The following is a 20,475-nucleotide window of genomic DNA, read 5'->3' as shown; positions in this document are numbered from 1 at the left end:
TCGAGACCTTCGGCCCTGTCGTGGGCAGGCTCCTGACGGCAACCTAGCGTGCACCCAGCACCGAGAGGGGGCACTTCGATGTCGCCGTCCACCACGTTGACGTTCCTCGGTGCAGCGGGCACCGTCACGGGCAGCAAGTTCCTCGTCGAGGCCCCCGACGGCCGGCGCCTCCTGGTCGACTGCGGCCTGTTCCAGGGCGATCGCGCCTGGCGCAGGCGGAACTGGGACCCGCTCCCGGTCGCGCCGGCGAGCATCGACGCCGTCGTGGTGACCCACGCCCACCTCGACCACTCCGGCTACCTCCCCGTGCTGGCCCGCGCCGGGTTCACGGGTGACATCGTGTGCAGCGAGGAGACGGCCAGGCTCTTGCGGATCGTCCTGCTCGACGCCGCCCACCTGCAGGAGCAGGAGGCGCAGTGGGCGCGGGAGAGCCGGGTGTCCAAGCACGCCGACCCCCGACCGCTCTTCGACACCGCCGACGCCGAGCGGGCGCTGGGCATGCTGCGACCGGTGGCCGGCAGCGACCCGGTGCAGGCAGGTCCGGCGAGCGTGGTGCTGCGCCGCGCCGGCCACATCCTCGGCTCGCGCTTCGCCGAGGTCACCGTCGAGGGTCGCACGACGGCCTTCAGCGGCGACCTCGGACGGCCCGACCACCCGCTGCTCGAGCCCCCCGTGCCACTCGGGCCGGTCGACCACGTCGTGGTCGAGTCGACGTACGGCGACCGCCTGCACGCAGCACTGGGCAAGGACGAGCTGGCCGACGTCATCACCCGCACCGTGAAGCGCGGCGGCACCGCCCTGGTGCCGGCCTTCGCCGTCGACCGGACCCCGCTGCTCCTGCACGTGCTGCGCGAGCTGGTGGAGGACGGGAGGGTCCCCGACGTCCCGGTCTACGTCGACAGCCCGATGGCGCTCGCCGCCCTCGACGTCTACCGGGGCGCGCTGGGCCCGGGCAGCGACTTCCGCGACTCCGTCGTGCGCGACCCGGCGCCCTTCGACCCCGGCAAGCTGCGGCTGGTGCGCGACCCGGGGGAGTCGGCGCGCCTCAACGACGCGCGGCACCCGTGCATCCTCATCTCGGCGTCGGGGATGGCCGAGGGCGGCCGGGTGCTCCACCACCTCGAGCACCAGCTGCCGAACCGCCGCAACAGCGTCGTGCTCACCGGCTACCAAGTGGCCGGCACCCGCGGCCGCCAGCTCGCCGACGGGGCGGTCCAGGTCAAGATCCACGGCAAGTACGTCCGGGTGCGGGCCGAGGTCGCCAACGTGCGGGGCTTCTCCGCCCACGCCGACTCCAGCCAGGTCCTCGACTGGCTCGCCGGTGCCGAGGGGTGCGAGTGCGTCTACGTCGTCCACGGCGAGGAGCACGCCGCCGAGGCCCTCGCCGAACGGGTCCGGGCCCGCCTCGACTGCAACGCGGTCGTGCCGCGGCACGAGGAGCGGGTGCGGATCGACTGACCCGGCGGCTGGAGGGAATCGGGTGGCGCCCCCGGCCCCACGACCAGCACCATGGCCCGCGATGGCCACCCCCACGACGTACGACGACCTGCTGGCACGCATCCGCGCGCTGATGACGACGAGCGACCGCGTCCCGGTCGTCGGGATCAGCGGCCACGGGGGTGCGGGGAAGTCGACCCTCGCACTGGCGCTCGGCGCCGACCTGGGGCTGACCCCCGACCAGGTGGTCCCCACCGACTGCTTCTACGCGACGACGTGCGGGCCGGAGGCAGGGATGTGGGAGCAGCACGACTGGCCGCTGATCGAGGCACTGGTGCGGAGCGTGCGCGAGGGGTCGGACCGGCTGCGATTCGACTACCGGTGGTGGACGGGGGAGACCGGCGTCGAGGACCACCCGATGCCGCCGGTGCTGATCGTCGAGGGCATCCGCCTCGTCCACGACCGCACCCGCGACTGGTTCGACCTGACCGTGTGGGTCGACCTCGACCCGGCGACGGCCGGCGCCCGGGCGAAGGCGCGCAACGTCCTGCAGGGCGACGACCGGGCCGAGCTCGACCTGTGGGACACCAAGTGGATCCCCGAGGGGCACGACTACGCGGCCGACGTGCGTCCCGAACGGCTGGCGGACCTGGTGATCCCGGCGGCCGGCACGCACTGAGTTCGCGCGTCCGCGAGCCGGTGACAGACTGCGCCCATGGACAACCTCACCGTCATCGTCCTCGCCGCAGGTGGCGGCACCCGCATGAAGTCGAAGACCATGAAGGTGCTGCACCCCATCGCGGGGCGCTCCATGATCGGGCACGTGCTCACCGCCGTGCAGGCCGTCGAGCCCACCCGGGTCGTCGCGGTCGTCGGGCACCAGCGTGAGCAGGTCGGCCCGCACATCACGGAGATGCTGCCGGACGCGGTGCTGGCGGTCCAGGAGAAGCAGGAGGGCACCGGCCACGCCGTACGCATCGCGATGGAGGCCGCGGGCACGACCACCGGCACCGTGATCGTGGCGGCCGGCGACACCCCGCTGCTGGAGGGGGAGTCGCTGCGCGCCTTCGCCGAGGAGCACGAGGCCGCCCAGCGCGCCGTGAGCATCCTCAGCGGCCGGGTGCAGAACCCGTTCGGCTACGGCCGCATCGTCCGCAACGCCGAGGGCGACGTCGAGGCGATCGTGGAGGAGAAGGAGGCCACGCCCGAGCAGCAGGCGATCGACGAGATCAACTCCGGGATCCTGGCCTTCGACGCGGAGTTCCTCGTCTCGGCGCTGCCCCGGATCACCAACGACAACGCCAAGGGCGAGTACTACCTCACCGACGCTGTCGGCCTGGCACGCGAGGACGGCCTCACCGTCGGCGCGCACCTCATCGACGACGTCGCCCAGACCGAGGGCGCCAACGACCGCGCCCAGCTGGCCGAGCTCGGCAAGGAGCTGAACCGCCGCATCGTGACGCGATGGATGAAGGACGGCGTCACCGTCATGGACCCGGCCACCACCTGGATCGAGGCCGACGTGGTGATCGAGCCCGACGCCACGATCCTGCCCGGCACCCAGCTCCTCGGCGCGACCGTCGTCCGCGAGGACGCCGTGGTCGGCCCCGACACCACGCTGAAGGACTGCGAGGTCGGCGCCGGCGCCCGCGTCGTACGCACCCACGGCGAGCTCGCGGTGATCGGCGACCGCGCCACGGTGGGACCGTTCGCCTACCTCCGCCCGGGCACCCAGCTCGGGGTCGCCGGCAAGATCGGCACGTTCGTGGAGACGAAGAACGCCCAGATCGGCGACGGGGCCAAGGTGCCGCACCTGTCCTACGTCGGCGACGCCGAGATCGGCGAGGGCACCAACATCGGCGCCGGCACGATCTTCGCCAACTACGACGGCGTCGCCAAGCACCGCACCACCATCGGCAGGCACGCGCGGACCGGCTCCAACAACACCTTCGTCGCGCCGGTCTCGATCGGGGACGGGGCAGGCACGGCGGGCGGCACCGTCGTACGCCGTGACGTGCCCGCCGGGGCGCTCGGCGTCAGCGCCTCGGCGCAACGCAACCTCGAGGGCTGGACCGAGTCCAGGCGGGCCGGGACCGCCCAGGCGGAGGCCGCGCGAACGGCTCGTGAACGCGAGGAGAAGACCGACGGGTGACCCCGGGCTCGCGGATGGCCCGCGGGTGAGCGAGACTTCTGCCAGCACCTCCGAACCTAGCCACCCCCGAGGCTGACCAGCACAGCGAGGAGTCGCGTCGCGTGACCGGAATGAAGCGGACGACCGAGAAGAACCTGATGGTCTTCAGCGGACGGGCCTACCCCGAGCTCGCCGGAGAGGTCGCCGACCTCCTCGAGTGCGGGCTCGTCCCCCAGGACGCCAGGGCGTTCGCCAACGGCGAGCTCTACGTCCGCTACGAGGAGTCCGTCCGCGGGTGTGACGCCTTCGTGATCCAGAGCCACACCGCTCCGATCAACGAGTGGATCATGGAGCACCTGATCATGGTCGACGCCCTCAAGCGGGCCTCGGCCAAGCGGATCACGGTGGTCATGCCGTTCTACGGCTACGCCCGCCAGGACAAGAAGCACCGTGGTCGCGAGCCGATCTCGGCGCGCCTCATCGCCGACCTCTTCAAGACCGCCGGCGCCGACCGCCTGATCACGGTCGACCTGCACGCCGACCAGATCCAGGGCTTCTTCGACGGCCCCGTCGACCACCTGATGGCGCTGCCGATCCTCACCGACTACGTCAAGGAGAAGTACGGCGACCAGCAGCTCGCCGTGGTCTCCCCGGACGCCGGCCGGATCAAGGTCGCCGAGCGCTGGTCGGCCCGCCTCGGCGGCGTACCCCTGGCGTTCATCCACAAGACCCGCCGCATCGACGTGGCCAACGAGGTCGTCGCCAACCGCGTGGTGGGTGACGTGACCGGCAAGATCTGCATCCTCACCGACGACATGATCGACACCGGCGGCACGATCGTGAAGGCCGCCGAGGCCTGCATGGCCGACGGCGCCGCCGGCGTGATCATCGCCGCGACCCACCCGATCCTCTCCGACCCCGCGGTCGACCGGCTGAAGAACTCCTCCGCCATGGAGGTCGTGGTCACCAACACGCTCCCCGTCGCCTCGGAGAAGCAGTTCGACAAGCTCACCACGCTCTCGATCGCGCCGCTGATCGCCCGCGCCATCCGCGAGGTCTTCGAGGACGGCAGCGTGACCTCGATGTTCGACGGCCACGCCTGATCGCTCCTCGTGGTTTCCCCGCCTATGCGGGGAAACCCAGACTTCTGGGGGCGTGCAAACCCCCAGAAGTTCGAACGTCCCCGCATAGGCGGGGAAACCGCAAGAGCGGCTACAGCGTCCGGTCGAGGTCGTCGAGCGCGTCGTTCCACGCCCGGGCGAGGACCGTGGGCACCTCGCCGCTGGCGAGGGCGTCGGCGACCGCGTCGCGCAGCTCACGGCGTACGTCGCGGGCCAGGGGCAGGCGCGGGAAGATGTCGCCGATGCTGTCGGCCATCGCCTGCCCGGAGCGCTGGGCGAGCGCGAGGCCGTCGGTGAGGTAGCGGGTCAGGTAGGGCTGCACCAGCTCGGCCTGCTCCCAGCCCCAGAAGGCCGCGCCGACGGCGTCGAGCTCGTGGGTGCTGAGCTCGCCGCCCATCAGCCGCTCCCACGTCTCGGCCTTGGCCTCGGCGGTGGGTACGGCGGCGCGCGCCGCGAGTGCGGCGTGGTGGCCCGACACCGACTTGTCGCGCTCGGCCTCGGGGTCGACGTAGGAGGGCTCGCCGAGCTCGGCGAGGCGGTGGACCGCGGCCCAGCGCACGGCCTGGTCGACGTCCTCCTGCGCCAGCCAGTCGACGAGGAAGTCGGTGTCGGCGCTCAGGCGGGCGAGCGCGCGGGAGGCGCCGGGTGCGAGCAGGGGGTCGCCCTCCTCGACCGCGCCGCGGGCGATGTCGGCGATGACGGCCAGGTGGCCGGCGACCTCCGCGGGCTCGGCGTAGCGCCGCGTGACGAGCTGCAGGTTGCGCACCACGCCCTCGAAGACCAGCGGGTGGCGCTCGGGCCGCAGGTGGCGGTCGGCCAGGCTGATGAGGTCCTTGACGCCGATCACCTGCGACTCGGCGAGGTCGACCGCGGTCCACCACAGCATCGCGCGGGTCAGCTGCGACTCGACCGACGAGAGCCCGGCCGTGATCGCGGCCCACGACTGCTCGTCGGGCCGGACCACCGCGAAGGTCTCGTCGCCGGAGTTGGGCACCACGACCCTCCCGGCGAACTCCTCGAGGCGCACGGGCTCGTCCCCGAGCAGCACGTCACGCGAGTCGACCAGCCGCATCGCGTCGTCGTACGCCGAGACGGTGAGCCGGTGCGAGCGCGTGCCCTCCCGGGTGAGGACGGGCGTGTCGCCGTCCCGCGTCACGACCAGGGTGTCGAAGCCCGTCGAGCGCAGCCACGCCTCGGCCCAGGCGCGCACGTCGAGGTCGCTCGCGGCGTCGAGGGAGTCGAGGAAGTCGGCCAGCGTGGCGTTGCCGAAGGCGTGCTTCGTGAGGTGGCGGTTGACGCCGGCGAGGAAGTCCTCCTCGCCGAGCCAGTGGCCCAGCTGCGCCAGCGCCGCGTTGCCCTTGGCGTAGGTGATCATGTCGAAGTTGGCGAAGGCCGTGTCGACGTCGACGATCTTCTCGGTGTCCTCGGCGATCGGGTGCGTCGAGCGGCGCCGGTCGGCGCGGTAGCCGGTGGGCTTGCGGGTGATGGCGGCCGACGTCCACGCGTCGGTGTAGCCGGCAGCCACGCCGGCGACGTCGTAGCCCATGAAGTCGGCGAACGACTCGTTGAGCCACGAGTCCTCCCACCACCGCATCGTCACCAGGTCGCCGAACCACATGTGGGCCATCTCGTGCGCGATGGTCGAGGCCATCCACTCGCGCTCCAGCTCGGTCGGGGTGCCCTTGCTCAGCGCCTGGTCGCGGTAGACGACGCACCCGGGGAACTCCATCGCGCCCCAGTTCAGCCCGGGCGCGAAGACCTGCTGGTAGTCGGCGTAGGGGTACTCCGGCTCGAAGATGCTGGTGTAGTGCTGGAAGCAGGTGCTGGTGATCCGCTTCAGCTCGTCGGCGTACTGCCGCAGCTCGCGCTCCTGCGACGCCCGCGCGTGCCAGCCGAACGGCAGCGTCCCGCCCGGCGCCGGCGCGTACGGCTCGTCCCACGTCACCGAGACCCACGGGCCGCCGACGAGGGTGAAGAGGTACGACGAGAACGGCGGCGTGGTCTCGAAGGTCCAGGTGTCGCCGTCACGGTCCTTCAGCACCCCGTTGGCCAGCACGGTCCAGTGCGAGGGCGCCGTCACGCTGAGGTCGAAGGTGGACTTGATGTCGGGCTGGTCGAAGCACGGGATCACCTTCTGGGTGATGTCCATCGAGGTGTGCGCGCAGACGTAGCGCTCGCCGTCGGCGGGGTCGATGGTGACGGTCATGCCGTCGCCGTCGGTGACGTACGGCATCCGCGCGGTGACGCGGACCGTGTTGGTCGCGGCGAGGTCGGTCAGCGCGATGCGCCCGTCGGCGTACGGCGCCGGCTCGCCGTCGAGGGTCACGTCCGTGGCGCCGCTGAGCTCGAGGAACGACGACGCCCCCGGCTGGGTGCAGCCGAAGGTGATGGTCGCCTCGACCCCGAAGTCCTCGGTCGAGGTCAGGTCGAGGTGGAGCCGGGTGTGGACGTCGGTCAGCAGGACGGCGCGCTCGCGCGCCTCGGGGAGCATCAGGGGCACCGGGCCACCCTAGGGGGCCCGTCATCGGGGATTCGACCCCGCGCGGGGCCCGGGTCTAGAGTTCTCGGGTTGCCTCGGCGAGGGAGCCCGAACGACTGGGACTCCGTGATCGACTGGGCCGGAACAGTCTCACTGCGCCGCGCCTCCGATCCGGAGCGCGGCGTTCGTCGTCTCCGGAGCGCCGGGCCCACCGACACCGTGCACGAAGACCCCGACCCCCAGGAGTACCGCAATGTCTGCCCCCGAGAAGATCACCGCCGAGCCCCGCACCGAGTTCGGCAAGGGTGCCGCCCGCCGCATCCGCCGCGACGACAAGATCCCCGCCGTCATCTACGGCCACGGCAACGAGCCCGTGCACGTGATCCTGCCCGGCCACCAGACCATGATGGCGCTCAAGCACGGTGGCGCCAACGCGCTCCTGTCGCTCGACGTCGACGGCTCCGAGCAGCTCGCGCTGACCAAGGACATCCAGGTCGACCCGATCCGCCGCGTCATCGAGCACCTCGACTTCGTCGCGGTCAAGCGCGGCGAGAAGGTCACCGTCGATGTCCCGATCCACGTCGTCGGCGACGCCGCTCCCGAGACGCTGGTCGTCACCGAGAACGCCGTGGTCTCCGTCGAGGCCGAGGCCACCCACATCCCCGAGTTCTTCGAGGTCTCCGTCGAGGGCGCCGCCATCGGCACCCAGGTCCACGCCAAGGACCTCGACCTCCCGAAGGGCACCACGCTGCTCGCCGACGAGGAGCTGCTCATCGTCAACGTGACCCAGCAGGTCTCCGCAGAGGCCCTCGAGGCCGAGCTCGCCGAGGCCGAGGCCGAGGCCGGCATCGAGCACGAGCCCTCCACCGAGGAGATCGCCGAGGCGCAGGAGGAGGCCAAGGCCGAGGACGCCGCCCAGGAGTCCGGCGAGGCCACCGACTCCGAGTGACCCACCGAGCGGGCACTTCCTCGCGCTGACACTCACTGACCGGGCGGTTGCTCGCGCTACAACGCGAGGGACTGCCCGGTCGGCGTTTCCCAGCGCGAGGAAGTGCCCGGTCACGATGGAAGGATGGACGCCGTGAGCGACGCCCCCGCCAATGACGTCTGGCTGGTGGTCGGCCTCGGCAACCCCGGCCCCGCCTACGCAGGCCACCGCCACAACATCGGCTACCTCGTCACCGACGAGCTGGCCCGCCGCATGGGCTCACCCTTCAGGAGCCACAAGTCCGGTCGCGCCGACGTGGTCGAGGGCCGGCTCGGGCTCGGCGGCCCGCGCGTCGTGCTCGCGCGCGGTCGCGGCTACATGAACGAGTCCGGTGGCCCGGTCAAGGCGCTCGCCACGTTCTACAAGGTGGCGCCCGACCACGTGATCGCGATCCACGACGAGCTCGACATCGCGTTCGGCACCCTGCGCGTCAAGCTCGGCGGTGGGGACAACGGGCACAACGGGCTCAAGTCGATGCGCTCCTCGCTCGCGACCGGGGACTTCTACCGGGTCCGGGCGGGCATCGGGCGCCCGCCGGGGCGCCAGGACGTCGCCGACTTCGTCCTCTCCAACTACTCCACGGTGGAGCGCAAGGAGCTCCCGTTCCAGGTCTCCGACGCTGCCGACGCGGTCGAGTCGCTCATCACCGACGGCCTCGAGAAGACCCAGCAGCGGTTCAACTCCTGACCGCCGCCAGGGGGGCTCACCAATAGAGGTGAAAGCACCTGCGGACATCTCGCGCCCGGACTCGTCCTCGACGAAGATCCGTGTCGTGCCGCTCCCCCCGGGGGCGGCACGCCAGCGTCCGGGACCGTCGGCAGGACCGTCCTGACGGCGGTCCTCGTGGTTCGAAAGCCCGGCTGGAAAGTATGCGCCGGAAGAGATACCCAGTCGTTGGGATGGGCACCGAGCGGGGCGGGAAACTACCCTGTTGAACGGTGCACCATCGCTGATTCGCAACGTACGTACTGTCCTGCTCTGGCCGTCTTCTCGTGGTCGCAAAGGATGGCGAGGACCCCCACGCCTCGTCGCGTGCCCGAAGCGAACCAGTGGCGGCGGTCGAGGTTCCCCCTCCTCGACCGCCGCAATCGCGTCACGGGTCCGGCACAGCGCTCAGGCGCCCTGCTTCCACCCGACCTGGTTGGCCATCCCGACCGCGGCCAGCTGCGAGGACACCTCGAGCTTGTTGAGGATCGACTTGACCTGGGTCCGCACCGTCGCCTCGGAGACGACGCTCTCCTGCGAGATCGCGCGCACCGTACGTCCCTCGATCAGCGCCCCCAGCACCTGCCGCTCGCGGGGCGTGAGGAGGTCGAGGCGGCGGCGCAGGTCGTCGTGGGCCTGCCGCTCGCGGGCCCAGGCGTCGAGCAGGGCCTCCAGCTCGTCGCGGCTCGTGACCGGGAGGCCCTGGTGCAGCCTGCGGACCGTCGCCAGCGCCTGCTGCAGCGCCCCGCTCTTCGGCAGCACCCGGCGGGCGCCCAGGCGCATGCAGCCGCCCCAGCGCCCGAGCTCCTCCGAGGCGGTGAGCACCACGACGTTGATGCCGGCCTTCGCCAGCGGGCCGATGAGGTTCACCCCGTCGCCGAACCTGCCCAGGTCGAGGTCGAGCAGGACCGTGCGCGGGTTGGCGCGCAGCGCCAGGGACCGCAGCGTCGCCATCGAGCCACCCTCGGCGGGCAGCTCGAGGCGGCGTACGTCGTAGCCCTCCAGCGACAACGCGAGCTCGAGCGACTCGGCGAACAGCACGTGGTCATCGATGATGAGCACCCGGTGGTCAGCCCGAGCGCTGCCAGGCACCGCTGTCCTCCATCGTGAGGTCGTTCTCGGGAGACCGACGGGCGGCGGGCAGGGAGATGACGAAGCAGGAGCCCGCGCCCTTGCTGTCGGCCAGCCGCAGCGATCCCCCGTCCTCGGTCATGAGGCGCTGGGCCACGTTGAGGCCGATGCCCTCGCCCGTGGAGTCGGTGCCGCGCTTGCCCCAGTCGAAGATCTTCGCCTTCTGCTCCTCGGGGATGCCGCGGCCGAAGTCGGTCACCGTGATGTCCACGGTCTCGTCGTCACGGCGTACGACCTCCACGACGCTCTTGTCGGTGCCGCCGTGGTTCACGGCGTTGTCCATCAAGATGTTGACGACCTCGGCGAGTGCGTCGAAGCGGGCGCGCACCACGTCGCCGTGGCTGCGGAACTCGACCTGGCGCCCCTTGAGCCGTTGCAGGTCCAGGATCATGCCGAGTGCCTCGTCGAGGTCGATGTCGGTCGCGTCGTCGACCTTGCCCGACAGCAGGCGGTCCATGCGGTCGAGCTCGCGGCGCACCGAGCACCAGAGGCGGTCGCGGAGGTCGGCCGGCATGTCCGTGCGGTCGAGCAGCTCCGAGCCGTTGACCAGGCCCGCCACGGTGCTGCGCAGCTCGTGGAGGCGCTCGCGCTGCTCGCGGGTCGTGGCCACCAGGACGTGCTCGAAGGTGTTGAGGCGTCGCCGGTCCTCGTCGAGCCCGCGCCGCAGGCTCACCCAGGCGAACGCGAGCCAGGCGGCCCCGGCTGCGGCCCGACCCACGGACATGGCCGCGTCCCACCCGGTGTCCATGAGACCGAGTGCGTGGACGAGCTGTCCGGCGTCGACCACCAGCACGGTGGCGCCGACCAGCGCACCCGTCGTCACCGGGAGCGAGTGCTGCCCGAGCACGAGCGCGGCGGCTGCCACGTGCGTGGTGACCAGCACGCCGATCGTCACCTGCATGAGCACCGCCGGCGTCGGCGAGAGCGGGAACTGCAGCAGGAGGTGCCCGGCTGCGACCAGGCCCATCCCCAGGCCGATCACGACGCCGTCGTCCACCACCTGGGCGATCCTGACCAGCCCGAGCAGTGGTCCCACCACTGCGACCAGGCCGGCGACCGCGACCCCGAGCAGCAGGGCCAGGCTGAGGGACCCGCGCGGCGGGACGTCCTCCAGCGCGATGACCGTCACCAGCAGCGACTGGCCGGCGACGAGCGCCCCGGCGGCGATGACCCAGGCCTTCATCGGCCCGGCGTGCTTGCGCCACGTGGCGATCGCCGCGCACGCGGCGCCGGCCGCGAACGCACCGCCGACCAGGCCGTCGGCCAGGGGCGGCAGCGCCGCTCCGTCGGACCGCAGCTGCCAGACGTGCTGTCCTGACCCGACGTAGAACAGGACCAGGAACGAGACCACCCCTGTGATCCCCATGCCGATCCGCCGGCGTCGCGCCTCTTCAAATACCCCGAGCATGTGTCCACCCCCCCAAAAAACCCGTGACCAACCTGCTGATGCTCGAGGATCCCCGCCGCCCAGATTCCCAAGATCTGCGGCGGCCCGGGCTCCCCGGATCACGATTGGACCCCCCAATATGGGGATCTTCCATCGATTGTGCGCCCCTACCGAGAATCGGGTAGACCCGGTCTGGTCCGCGGTTTGAAGGGCTCCGGAAGGCTTGGTCAAGTCCCTCTTCAGGACACTCCAAGTCCACCCACATGTCGTGCCAAGTTCACCTTCACCGGGGCCGTCCGGGGGTCCTGATCAGCGTCCGGAGCAGGGTCGGCCCGCCTCCCCAATTAGGTGCACTTTTCGGCGGGCGGGGCACTGACGGGCGGTTCGACTCGTCAGGGTTTGTCCATTGCTCGGCACGAGGGAGGCGGGATGAGCAACCCAGCGCCCGACAGCCGCGTCGACGTGGCGCGGGAGTCGGACGACGCCATCACTGCGTGGGTCGTCTCACCACACCTGCTCGTCGCCCAGGCGGTGACGGCAGCCCTGCGGTCCGTGGGCGCTCACGTGGAGCTCCGAGCGTGGGAGACCCTCGCCCACGACGTCGGCGCCGAGCGTGACCGGGGCGCGACGCAGCACGTCGTCGCCCTCTTCGACGGCCTGGACAGCGAGGGGGCCGTGGAGGAGATCGGTCGGCTCGTCTCGATGGGAGGCGTGCGCGTGGTCATCGTCACCTCGAGCCCGGGAGCCATCGGCTGGGGAGGCACCCTGGTGGACCCCGCGGTCGACGTCGTCACCATGGCCACCACCATCAACCAGCTGGCCGACGTGGTGCAGCGGTTCACTGCCGGTGAATCCTTGATGGAACCTGAAACCCGCGCCGAGCTCCAGACGGCCTGGTCCCAGGCGGTTGACAGGCGCCAGCGTCTCGTCACGATGCTGGGCACCTTGTCGCCGCAGCAGCTGCGGGTGCTGGAGCTCCTGGCCTCGGGCCGGCGCGTCTGGGAGGTGGCCGAGCTGCTGCGGGTGACCGACGGGACCGTGCGCAGCCACGTCAAGACGCTGCGCGCCAAGCTCGGCGCGAAGTCCCAGCTCGAGGCGGTGGCGATGCTCCGCCAGGTCTACGAGGTCGGCCAGGACGCCGAGCTGGTGCCCCGACCCAGGCTGGCACTGGCTGATGAGTCGGGGGTCTCCTCGCGTCGATAGGCTGCGCGACATGATCGATCCCACCACGCTCGACGACCACGCCTTCGCCGCCTGGGCGGCCGAACGCGCCGGCACCGTGCTGCTCGACGTACGCGCCGGGGCACAGGCCCAGGGGCTCGAGGGCAAGGCCCTCAAGGACGCCGGCGACGCCGCCGCGCAGGCCGAGCTCGACCGGATCCTCACCGAGCACCGGCCCGACGACGCAGTGCTGTCCGAGGAGGCCGCCGACGACAAGACCCGGCTCACCGCCCGCCGGGTCTGGATCATCGACCCGCTCGACGGCACCCGCGAGTTCTCCGAGCCGCCCCGCGACGACTGGGCGGTCCACGTGGCCCTCTGGGAGGACGGCGACCTGGTGGCCGGTGCCGTCGCGCAGCCGGCACTGGGGGAGACCTTCAACACCGGCCGCCCCAGCGTCGTGCCGCCGCGCACCTCCGAGCGTCCGCGCATCGCCGTCTCACGCAGCCGTCCGCCTGCCTTCGTCGAGGCGCTGGCCGCCGAGCTCGACGCCGAGCTGGTGCCGATGGGCAGCGCCGGGGTCAAGGTGATGAGCGTCGTGCGTGACGTCGCCGACGCCTACGTCCACGCCGGCGGGCAGTTCCAGTGGGACAACGCCGCGCCGGTCGCGGTGGCGCGGGCGGCGGGGCTCCACTGCAGCCGCGTCGACGGCTCGCCCCTCGTCTACAACGAGGACGACACCTCGCTGCCCGACCTGATCGTGTGCCGCCCCGAGCTCGCCGAGCAGATCGTCGACTTCGTGCGCCGCCACGGGACGGACTGACCGCCCATGACGTCCTTCGTCCTGCACACGACCGTCGACTGCCACGACGCCTACGCGCTCTCCGAGTGGTGGAAGGGCCTGCTGGGCTACGTCGACGTCGAGGGCGATCCCAACGAGCCGGGGCACGAGGAGTGCATGATCGTCGACCCGGAGACCGGCCACAGCATCCTCTTCATCGAGGTGCCCGACCCGGAACTGCCGGCCAAGCGGATCCACTTCGACCTGCGGCCCCGCGAGGGCACCCGTGACGAGGAGGTCGAGCGCGTGCGCGGGCTCGGCGCGACGGAGGTCGCCGACCAGCGCGGGCAGTACGGGCCCGGCACCGGGTGGGTGGTCTTCGCCGACCCCGAGGGCAACCAGTTCTGCATCCTGCGCACCCAGGCCGAGGTCGACGCCGGACCGCCGCCGCCGGCCCGCGACTGACGCATCAGGGCAGGCGCTCGGGGTGGTCGGCGACGTAGGAGCGCACCGGGACGGGCCTGCGGTGGGCATAGCCCTCGGGCAGCCACACGCTGCCGACCCGGGTCAGGTAGTAGACCTGCCACGCGAGGTAGCCCCGCAGCTGGCGCGGGTCGCGCTGCATCACACGGGCGTGGTGGGTGACGCCGCGGACATAGGCCCACGAGTTGTTGTAGCGCCACAGCGCCGCCGCCTTGTCACGTGCGAAGCCGTTGGCGCGCAGCAGCCGGCCCGCGGCCAGGATCGCGTCGTGGGCGTCGTCGATGTCGCCGCCGGCGCCGTAGATGTCCCAGGTCGTCGGGATGAACTGCATGGGCCCCTGGGCGCCGGCCACCGACGTGCCGCGGATCCGGCCGAAGGCGGTCTCGACGAGGTTGATCGCCGCGAGGTACTCCCAGTCCACGCCGAAGCGGCGCTCGGCCTCGCGATAGCTGCGCAGCAGCGTGCGGGCCGGTGCGGGCGGCACGATCCGCCAGGCCGGCAGCTCGTCGGCCAGGTCGGCGTCGGTCGTGGGGTGCATGGAGCGGAGCTCGCGCCGCGCGGCGACGTTGGAGCTCAGCCACAGCCGGTCGCGGGCGGGGAGGACGGCGAGCACGCGTGACATCCAGCGGTCGCGCGTGGCGACCTCGCGGACGGCGAGCTGCGCGGTGTGCCCGGCGGCCGCCAGCAGCTCGGCGTCCGGGTCGCTCGACCTGACGACCCGCTGCGCCGCCACCACCATCGCGGCGGCCTCGGCCGGGGTCGTGGGCCGTCGGGGGGTGCCGGCGAGGGCGGGCTCGAGCTCGGGAGGTACGTCGCCGGGCTGGGACTGCCGCTGCTCCGACACCTGCGCGTCCGCCGGCCTGACGTCGGCGTCGGCGGGGGAGGGGGCGTGCGCGGCGCCGCCGCACGCCGAGAGCGCGACCACCAGCACGCCCGTGAGCACGCCGGTCAGGGCGGTGGGCAACGGCGTACGGACCATGGCCCCACTGAAACACACGCCGGGGACACTGCCGCCGGACGCGACCGACCCGGCAGCGCGAGGCTCTGCCGGGTCGGTGCCGTGCTGCGGGACCAGGAGCGATCGGGTCAGGAGACCCAGGTGCGCCAGAGGAAGCCGTTGGCGAGGTACTTCGAGTCGCCCTTGACGGTGAAGCTCCAGTACCAGGTGCCGCCGCGGCGGGGCAGGGTCACCTTGTACTTGCCGGTCGAGGTGGTCTTGATCGTCTTGAAGGACTTGAAGCCCTTGTTCTTCCTCTTGCTGACCTTGATGACGATCTTCTTCTTGCCGTAGTCGGGCGTCACCTTGCCCTTGAGCACGAAGCCCGAGCGGGGGTAGGTGATCTTGCGCGCGACGCCGATGGCGACCGGGGCGGACTCGCTGGCCGCGTAGTTGTCGCTGTAGGTGGAGGTGGCGGTGCCGCCGCTGTAGGTGACCTTGTAGGCCGTGCTCTGCTGCGGCTTGAAGTTGGTCCACGAGATGTAGCCGCTGCCCGGCTGGGACTCGACCGCGGTCCAGGTGGTCGTCCCGGCGGGCATCGCCCACAGCGTCACGGTGTCGGCCTCGTTGTAGGGCGAACCGCCGTCGCTGGCGGTGACCTCGGAGATGAAGGAGACCTCCTCGCCGTAGGTGAGCCGCGTGGAGCCGTAGTTCTGCTCCAGGGTGACCGAGGTGGTGAGGTTGTCGGTGGCGTTGGCGGGTGCCGAGACCGCCAGAGGCGTGAGGCCGAGCAGGCCGGCCGTGACGGTGCCGGCGACGAGACGAGTGATGTGCATGTTCCCCGTTGTTCCTCTCGATGGAAGATCTGGTCCGGCCGGTGCGTCGAGCAGCGGCCACTGAGGTGCCTGCTACCCCAGTGACGCCTGGGACAAACCCCCCACCCGTAGACTCTCAAGACCCCCGCCTCGCACGTCGATCGGGGTCGTTCTGCGTGCTCTCGAAGGGAATCCCGGTGTCCTCCACACCTCTCCTCGCCGTTGCCGAGCGCCTGGCCTCGGCGCCCACCCTCGCGGGTGCCCTCGCCGACGCCGCGGTGCAGTCCGCCCTCGACCTGACCGGCCCGGCGGCGGTCCGCCCGTTCGTGGTGCACGGCCTGGTCGAGCGGGGCCGCACGGTGCTCGCGGTCACCGCGACCTCGCGCGAGGCCGAGGACCTGGTGGAGGAGCTCGCCGACCTCGTCGACCCCGACACGGTCGCCTACTACCCGAGCTGGGAGACACTGCCGCACGAGCGGCTGAGCCCACGCAGCGACACCGTCGGTCGCCGGCTCGCGGTCCTGCGCAGGCTCCGGCACCCCGGCACCGACGCGGCCAACGGCCCGCTCAAGGTGGTCGTCGCGCCGATCCGCTCGCTGCTCCAGCCGCAGGTCCCCGGCCTCGCCGACATCGAGCCGGTCGAGCTGGCGCCGGGGGACACCCGGCCGCTGGAGGACGTCGTACGCGGTCTCGCGGAGGCGGCGTACACCCGTGTGGACATGGTCGAGCGGCGCGGCGAGTTCGCGGTGCGCGGCGGCATCGTCGACGTGTTCCCGCCGACCGAGGAGCACCCGCTCCGGGTGGAGTTCTGGGGCGACGACGTCGAGGAGATCCGCGCGTTCTCCGTCGCCGACCAGCGCACCCTCGAGACCGTGCAGCGGCTGTGGGCGCCGCCGTGCCGCGAGCTGCTCCTCACCGACGACGTCCGACGTCGCGCCGCCGAGCTCGGCCAGGCCCACCCGCAGCTGCTCGAGCTCACCGACAAGATGGCGGCGGGCATCGCCGTCGAGGGCATGGAGTCCCTCGCCCCGGTCCTGGTCGACTCGATGGAGCTGCTCGTCGACCTGCTGCCCACCGACACCACCGTCCTGGTCCTCGACCCCGAGCGGGCCCGCACCCGCGCCCACGACCTCGTCGCGACGAGCGAGGAGTTCCTCGGGGCGTCGTGGGCCGCGGCCGCCGGTGGCGGCACCGCGCCGATCGACCTGGGCGCGGCGTCCTACAAGGAGATCGCCGACGTGCGGCTGCACGCGCTCGGCCTGGGCCACGCATGGTGGTCGGTGAGCCCCTTCGGTATCGAGGTGGACGACGAGTCGCTCAGGCTGCCCGCCCACCCCGCCGAGGCCTACCGCGGCGACCTGCAGAAGGCGGTGGACGACATCCGGGGATGGGTGGGCGACGGCCTCGAGGTGGTCGTGGTCCACCCCGGGCACGGCCCCGCCGAGCGCTTCGTCGAGCTGCTGGGCGAGAACGACATCGCCGCCCGCCTCGTCGAGGAGGGCGCGACCGCCGGTCCCGGTGTCGTGACCGTCACCTGCGGGCACGTCGTGCACGGTCTCGTCGACGACGAGGCCCGGGTCGCGGTCGTCACCGGTGACGACCTGTCAGGGCAGAAGGCCTCCACGCGCGACATGCGACGGATGCCCACGCGTCGCAAGAAGCAGATCGACCCGCTCGAGCTCAAGGCCGGCGACTACGTGGTCCACGAGCAGCACGGGGTGGGTCGCTTCGTGGAGATGAGGCAGCGCGAGATCGGCGGCGCGGTCCGCGAGTACCTCGTCCTGGAGTACGGCCCCAGCAAGCGCGGCGGGCCCAACGACATGCTCTACGTCCCGGCCGACACCCTCGACCAGGTGACCCGCTACGTCGGTGGGGAGAACCCGAGCCTGGACCGGCTCGGCGGCGGCGACTGGACCAAGCGCAAGAACAAGGCCAAGCGTGCGGTCCGCGAGATCGCGGCCGAGCTGATCAAGCTCTACGCCGCCCGCCAGGCCACCAAGGGCTACGCCTACGGTCCGGACACCCCGTGGCAGCGCGAGCTCGAGGACGCCTTCCCCTTCACCGAGACCGTCGACCAGCTGACGACCGTCGACGAGGTGAAGGCCGACATGCGGCAGGTGGTCCCGATGGACCGCCTGGTGTGCGGCGACGTCGGCTACGGCAAGACCGAGATCGCCGTGCGTGCAGCGTTCAAGGCGGTGCAGGACGGCAAGCAGGTCGCGGTGCTCGTGCCCACCACGCTGCTGGTCACCCAGCACATGTCGACCTTCTCCGAGCGGATGTCCGGGTTCCCCGTCGTCATCAAGGGCCTCTCGCGCTTCCAGACCGACAAGGAGGCCAAGGAGGTCATCGCCGGGCTGACCGACGGCTCGGTCGACATCGTCGTCGGCACCCACCGCCTGCTCAACCCCGAGATCAAGATGAAGGACCTCGGCCTGATCATCGTCGACGAGGAGCAGCGCTTCGGCGTCGAGCACAAGGAGCAGATGAAGCGGATGCGCACGTCCGTCGACGTGCTGTCGATGAGTGCGACGCCGATCCCGCGCACCCTCGAGATGGCGGTCACCGGTATCCGTGAGATGTCCACGATCACCACGCCGCCCGAGGAGCGGCACCCGGTCCTGACCTACGTCGGGGCCTACGAGGACCGCCAGGTCGTCGCAGCCGTACGACGCGAGCTGCTGCGCGAGGGCCAGGTGTTCTACATCCACAACCGCGTGCAGTCGATCGAGAAGGCCGCCGCCCGGATCCGCGAGCTGGTGCCCGAGGCGCGCGTCGCCACGGCCCACGGCCAGATGGGCGAGCACGCCCTGGAGCAGGTCATGCTGGACTTCTGGGAGAAGCGCTTCGACGTGCTCGTCTGCACGACCATCGTGGAGAGCGGCCTCGACGTGTCCAACGCCAACACGATGATCATCGAGCGCTCCGACACCCTCGGCCTCTCCCAGCTGCACCAGCTCCGCGGCCGAGTCGGGCGCTCGCGTGAGCGCGCCTACGCCTACTTCCTCTACCCGGCGGAGAAGCCGCTGACCGAGACCGCGCACGAGCGGCTCGCCACGCTGGCCCAGCACTCCGACCTCGGGGGCGGCATGGCGATCGCGATGAAGGACCTCGAGATCCGCGGCGCGGGCAACCTGCTCGGCGGCGAGCAGTCCGGCCACATCGCCGACGTCGGCTTCGACCTCTACGTCCGCCTCGTGGGCGAGGCGGTGGCCGACTTCAAGGGCGGCAACGAGGAGGAGCTGGCCGAGGTCCGCATCGAGCTGCCCGTCGACGCCCACCTCCCGCACGACTACATCCCCAGCGAGCGGCTGCGGCTCGAGATCTACAAGCGCCTCGCCGAGGTGCGCACCGACGCCGACGTCGACGAGGTGCGCGCCGAGCTGGTCGACCGCTACGGCACCCCGCCCGAGGTGGTGGAGTCCCTGCTGGTCGTGGCGCGGTTCCGCGCGCGCTGCCGCCAGACCGGCGTGGGCGAGGTGACGGTGGCCGGCAAGTACGTCCGGTTCGCGCCGGTCGACCTGCCCGACTCCCGCGTCGTACGCCTTCAACGGCTGCATCCGAAGAGCATCGTCAAGGCGCCGGTCAGTACGATCCTCGTGCCGCGGCCGCAGAGCGCCGGGTTCCCCGTCCGACCGCTGGCGGGAGTGGCCCTGCTTGAATGGGCGCGCGGTGTCATCGACGACGTGATCGACATCCCGGCGCCCGTGCCGGCAGCCTCCAACCCAGCAGCACCGAACAAGGAGTGACCGTGAGCAAGACCCGCCTGATGACGGCCGCGCCGACCTGGCTGGCAGTGGGCCTCGCAGGGCTCATGCTGACCGGCTGCGGCAGCGCCACGCCGGGTGTCGCGGTCCAGGTCGGCGACGAGTCGCTCTCCGTCCGCGAGGTCGACACGGCCGCCAAGGAGCTGTGCACCGCGCTGGGCGACCAGTTCGAGTCGCAGGGCACCACGCTGCCGATGAGCTTCGTGCGCCAGGGCGCCGTCCAGCTGATGACGTTGCGCGCGCAGGCGCTGCAGATCGCCGACGAGTACGGCGTCGAGCCGGGCTCGAGCTACCGCAACGACGTCGCCCAGCGCCGGCGTACGGCCGCGAGCATGCCGGAGGACGTCCAGGACACCTACGTCGAGCTGACCTCGGCCAACGCGCTCGCCAGCGACATCGTCAACCAGATCGGCGAGAGGATCCTCGAGGACGGCGGCGTCACCGACCCGTCCGAGGACGAGGCCACGCAGGCCGGCATCGACGCGTTCAACCAGTGGCCCGACGCCAACGGCATCGACATCGACCCGCGCTACGGGCTCGAGAGCGTCGACGGCGTGCTCACGCCGGTGGACACCAACACCTCGGTGGCCGTGGGCGAGACCGCCAAGGCCGGGCTCGCCACCGAGCCGGACCCCGAGCTCGCCAAGACCCTCCCGCTCAACCACCGCTGCGGCTGAGGGCCTGATGGCTCCTGCGTCCGACGGCTCGCCCCTGGAGGCGTTCGCCGAGCAGATGCGGGTGCTGCGCCGTGAGTGCGCCTGGAAGCGCGAGCAGACCCACACCTCGCTGATCCCGTTCGTCCGGGAGGAGGCCGAGGAGGTCGTCGAGGCGATCGAGTCGGGTGACCCCGCCGCGCTGTGCGACGAGCTGGGCGACCTGCTCCTGCAGGTCGTCATCCACGCGGTCATCGCGGAGGAGGCGGGCGACTTCACCCTCGACGACGTCGCGCGCGGCGTGATCGCGAAGATGGAGCGCCGCAACCCCCACGTCTTCGGCGACGCCGTCGCCACCGACGCGGCCGAGGTGCTGCGGCTGTGGAACGCGGCCAAGGCCGCCGAGAAGGCAGCGAAGGCCGCGAAGGTGGAGGAGCCCGGAGCGACGTCATGAGGATCGCGGGTGCGCACCCGCGATCCTCATGACGTCGGCCTGCTG

At 71.6% G+C, this 20,475-nt stretch carries 17 protein-coding genes; 12 read left to right on the top strand and 5 right to left on the bottom strand.

Annotated elements, in window-relative coordinates; genetic code table 11:
- The first annotated feature begins 78 nt into the window (after window positions 1-78).
- The 4 genes from ACS3YM_RS13670 to ACS3YM_RS13655 all read left to right on the top strand — a co-directional run bounded on the left by ACS3YM_RS13670 (window position 79) and on the right by ACS3YM_RS13655 (window position 4,671).
- Window positions 79-1,458: an MBL fold metallo-hydrolase RNA specificity domain-containing protein gene (locus ACS3YM_RS13670; RefSeq protein WP_439936980.1), complete on the top strand. Its 1,380-nt coding sequence runs from the start codon at window positions 79-81 to the stop codon at window positions 1,456-1,458.
- Between the two features lie 61 nt (window positions 1,459-1,519).
- Window positions 1,520-2,116, top strand: a complete 597-nt coding sequence (locus ACS3YM_RS13665; protein WP_439936979.1) for a uridine kinase family protein — start codon at window positions 1,520-1,522, stop codon at window positions 2,114-2,116.
- 36 nt (window positions 2,117-2,152) lie between these two features.
- Entirely contained in the window at window positions 2,153-3,589 is a 1,437-nt protein-coding gene (gene glmU / locus ACS3YM_RS13660; RefSeq protein WP_439936978.1) for a bifunctional UDP-N-acetylglucosamine diphosphorylase/glucosamine-1-phosphate N-acetyltransferase GlmU, read from the top strand.
- 110 nt (window positions 3,590-3,699) lie between these two features.
- Window positions 3,700-4,671, top strand: coding sequence for a ribose-phosphate diphosphokinase (locus tag ACS3YM_RS13655; RefSeq protein WP_439936977.1), 972 nt, complete (start codon window positions 3,700-3,702; stop codon window positions 4,669-4,671).
- Window positions 4,672-4,780: 109 nt separating this feature from the next.
- Here ACS3YM_RS13655 and pepN read toward each other — a convergent pair whose 3' ends face one another.
- Complete coding sequence (pepN, locus tag ACS3YM_RS13650; protein WP_439939890.1) at window positions 4,781-7,180, bottom strand: aminopeptidase N; 2,400 nt, start codon at window positions 7,178-7,180, stop codon at window positions 4,781-4,783.
- 241 nt (window positions 7,181-7,421) lie between these two features.
- On the opposite strand from pepN, the gene ACS3YM_RS13645 reads away from it, so the two are divergent.
- Both ACS3YM_RS13645 and pth read left to right on the top strand, forming a co-directional pair.
- Entirely contained in the window at window positions 7,422-8,117 is a 696-nt protein-coding gene (locus tag ACS3YM_RS13645) for a 50S ribosomal protein L25/general stress protein Ctc (protein WP_439936976.1), read from the top strand.
- A 123-nt stretch (window positions 8,118-8,240) separates the two neighbouring features.
- Entirely contained in the window at window positions 8,241-8,843 is a 603-nt protein-coding gene (gene pth / locus ACS3YM_RS13640) for an aminoacyl-tRNA hydrolase (protein ID WP_439936975.1), read from the top strand.
- A gap of 426 nt (window positions 8,844-9,269) precedes the next feature.
- Here pth and ACS3YM_RS13635 read toward each other — a convergent pair whose 3' ends face one another.
- Together ACS3YM_RS13635 and ACS3YM_RS13630 are read right to left on the bottom strand one after the other, a co-directional pair.
- Window positions 9,270-9,953, bottom strand: a complete 684-nt coding sequence (locus ACS3YM_RS13635) for a response regulator transcription factor (protein WP_439936974.1) — start codon at window positions 9,951-9,953, stop codon at window positions 9,270-9,272.
- Complete coding sequence (locus ACS3YM_RS13630) at window positions 9,931-11,358, bottom strand: sensor histidine kinase (protein ID WP_439936973.1); 1,428 nt, start codon at window positions 11,356-11,358, stop codon at window positions 9,931-9,933. The genes ACS3YM_RS13635 and ACS3YM_RS13630 overlap by 23 nt, the downstream gene beginning before the upstream one ends.
- A gap of 450 nt (window positions 11,359-11,808) precedes the next feature.
- Here ACS3YM_RS13630 and ACS3YM_RS13625 point away from each other — a divergent pair, with 450 nt between their 5' ends.
- From ACS3YM_RS13625 to ACS3YM_RS13615, 3 genes are read left to right on the top strand one after another with little or no spacing between them, the layout of a single operon-like run.
- Window positions 11,809-12,582, top strand: coding sequence for a helix-turn-helix domain-containing protein (locus ACS3YM_RS13625; RefSeq protein WP_439936972.1), 774 nt, complete (start codon window positions 11,809-11,811; stop codon window positions 12,580-12,582).
- 10 nt (window positions 12,583-12,592) lie between these two features.
- Entirely contained in the window at window positions 12,593-13,363 is a 771-nt protein-coding gene (locus tag ACS3YM_RS13620; RefSeq protein ID WP_439936971.1) for a 3'(2'),5'-bisphosphate nucleotidase CysQ, read from the top strand.
- Window positions 13,364-13,369: 6 nt separating this feature from the next.
- Window positions 13,370-13,786: a VOC family protein gene (locus tag ACS3YM_RS13615; RefSeq protein WP_439936970.1), complete on the top strand. Its 417-nt coding sequence runs from the start codon at window positions 13,370-13,372 to the stop codon at window positions 13,784-13,786.
- A gap of 4 nt (window positions 13,787-13,790) precedes the next feature.
- Here the strand turns inward: ACS3YM_RS13615 and ACS3YM_RS13610 are convergent, their stop codons facing one another.
- Window positions 13,791-14,783: a lytic transglycosylase domain-containing protein gene (locus tag ACS3YM_RS13610; RefSeq protein ID WP_439936969.1), complete on the bottom strand. Its 993-nt coding sequence runs from the start codon at window positions 14,781-14,783 to the stop codon at window positions 13,791-13,793.
- Between the two features lie 107 nt (window positions 14,784-14,890).
- Window positions 14,891-15,577, bottom strand: coding sequence for a hypothetical protein (locus ACS3YM_RS13605; RefSeq protein ID WP_439936968.1), 687 nt, complete (start codon window positions 15,575-15,577; stop codon window positions 14,891-14,893).
- 176 nt (window positions 15,578-15,753) lie between these two features.
- On the opposite strand from ACS3YM_RS13605, the gene mfd reads away from it, so the two are divergent.
- Genes mfd through ACS3YM_RS13590 form a run of 3 tightly spaced genes read left to right on the top strand, consistent with a single transcriptional unit; the run spans window position 15,754 to window position 20,430 of the window.
- Window positions 15,754-19,305, top strand: a complete 3,552-nt coding sequence (mfd, locus tag ACS3YM_RS13600) for a transcription-repair coupling factor (RefSeq protein WP_439936967.1) — start codon at window positions 15,754-15,756, stop codon at window positions 19,303-19,305.
- A gap of 2 nt (window positions 19,306-19,307) precedes the next feature.
- On the top strand, window positions 19,308-20,000 hold the full coding sequence (locus ACS3YM_RS13595; RefSeq protein ID WP_439936966.1) for a hypothetical protein: 693 nt from the start codon (window positions 19,308-19,310) through the stop codon (window positions 19,998-20,000).
- Between the two features lie 7 nt (window positions 20,001-20,007).
- Window positions 20,008-20,430 (top strand): MazG nucleotide pyrophosphohydrolase domain-containing protein, encoded by a 423-nt coding sequence (locus ACS3YM_RS13590; RefSeq protein WP_439936965.1) that lies wholly within the window; start codon window positions 20,008-20,010, stop codon window positions 20,428-20,430.
- Window positions 20,431-20,475: the final 45 nt, after the last annotated feature.

Origin of the sequence: Nocardioides sp. N13(2025) (genome assembly GCF_051912545.1) — a bacterium.
Taxonomy (GTDB): domain Bacteria; phylum Actinomycetota; class Actinomycetes; order Propionibacteriales; family Nocardioidaceae; genus Nocardioides.
This window is presented reverse-complemented; position numbering and strand designations above follow the sequence as displayed.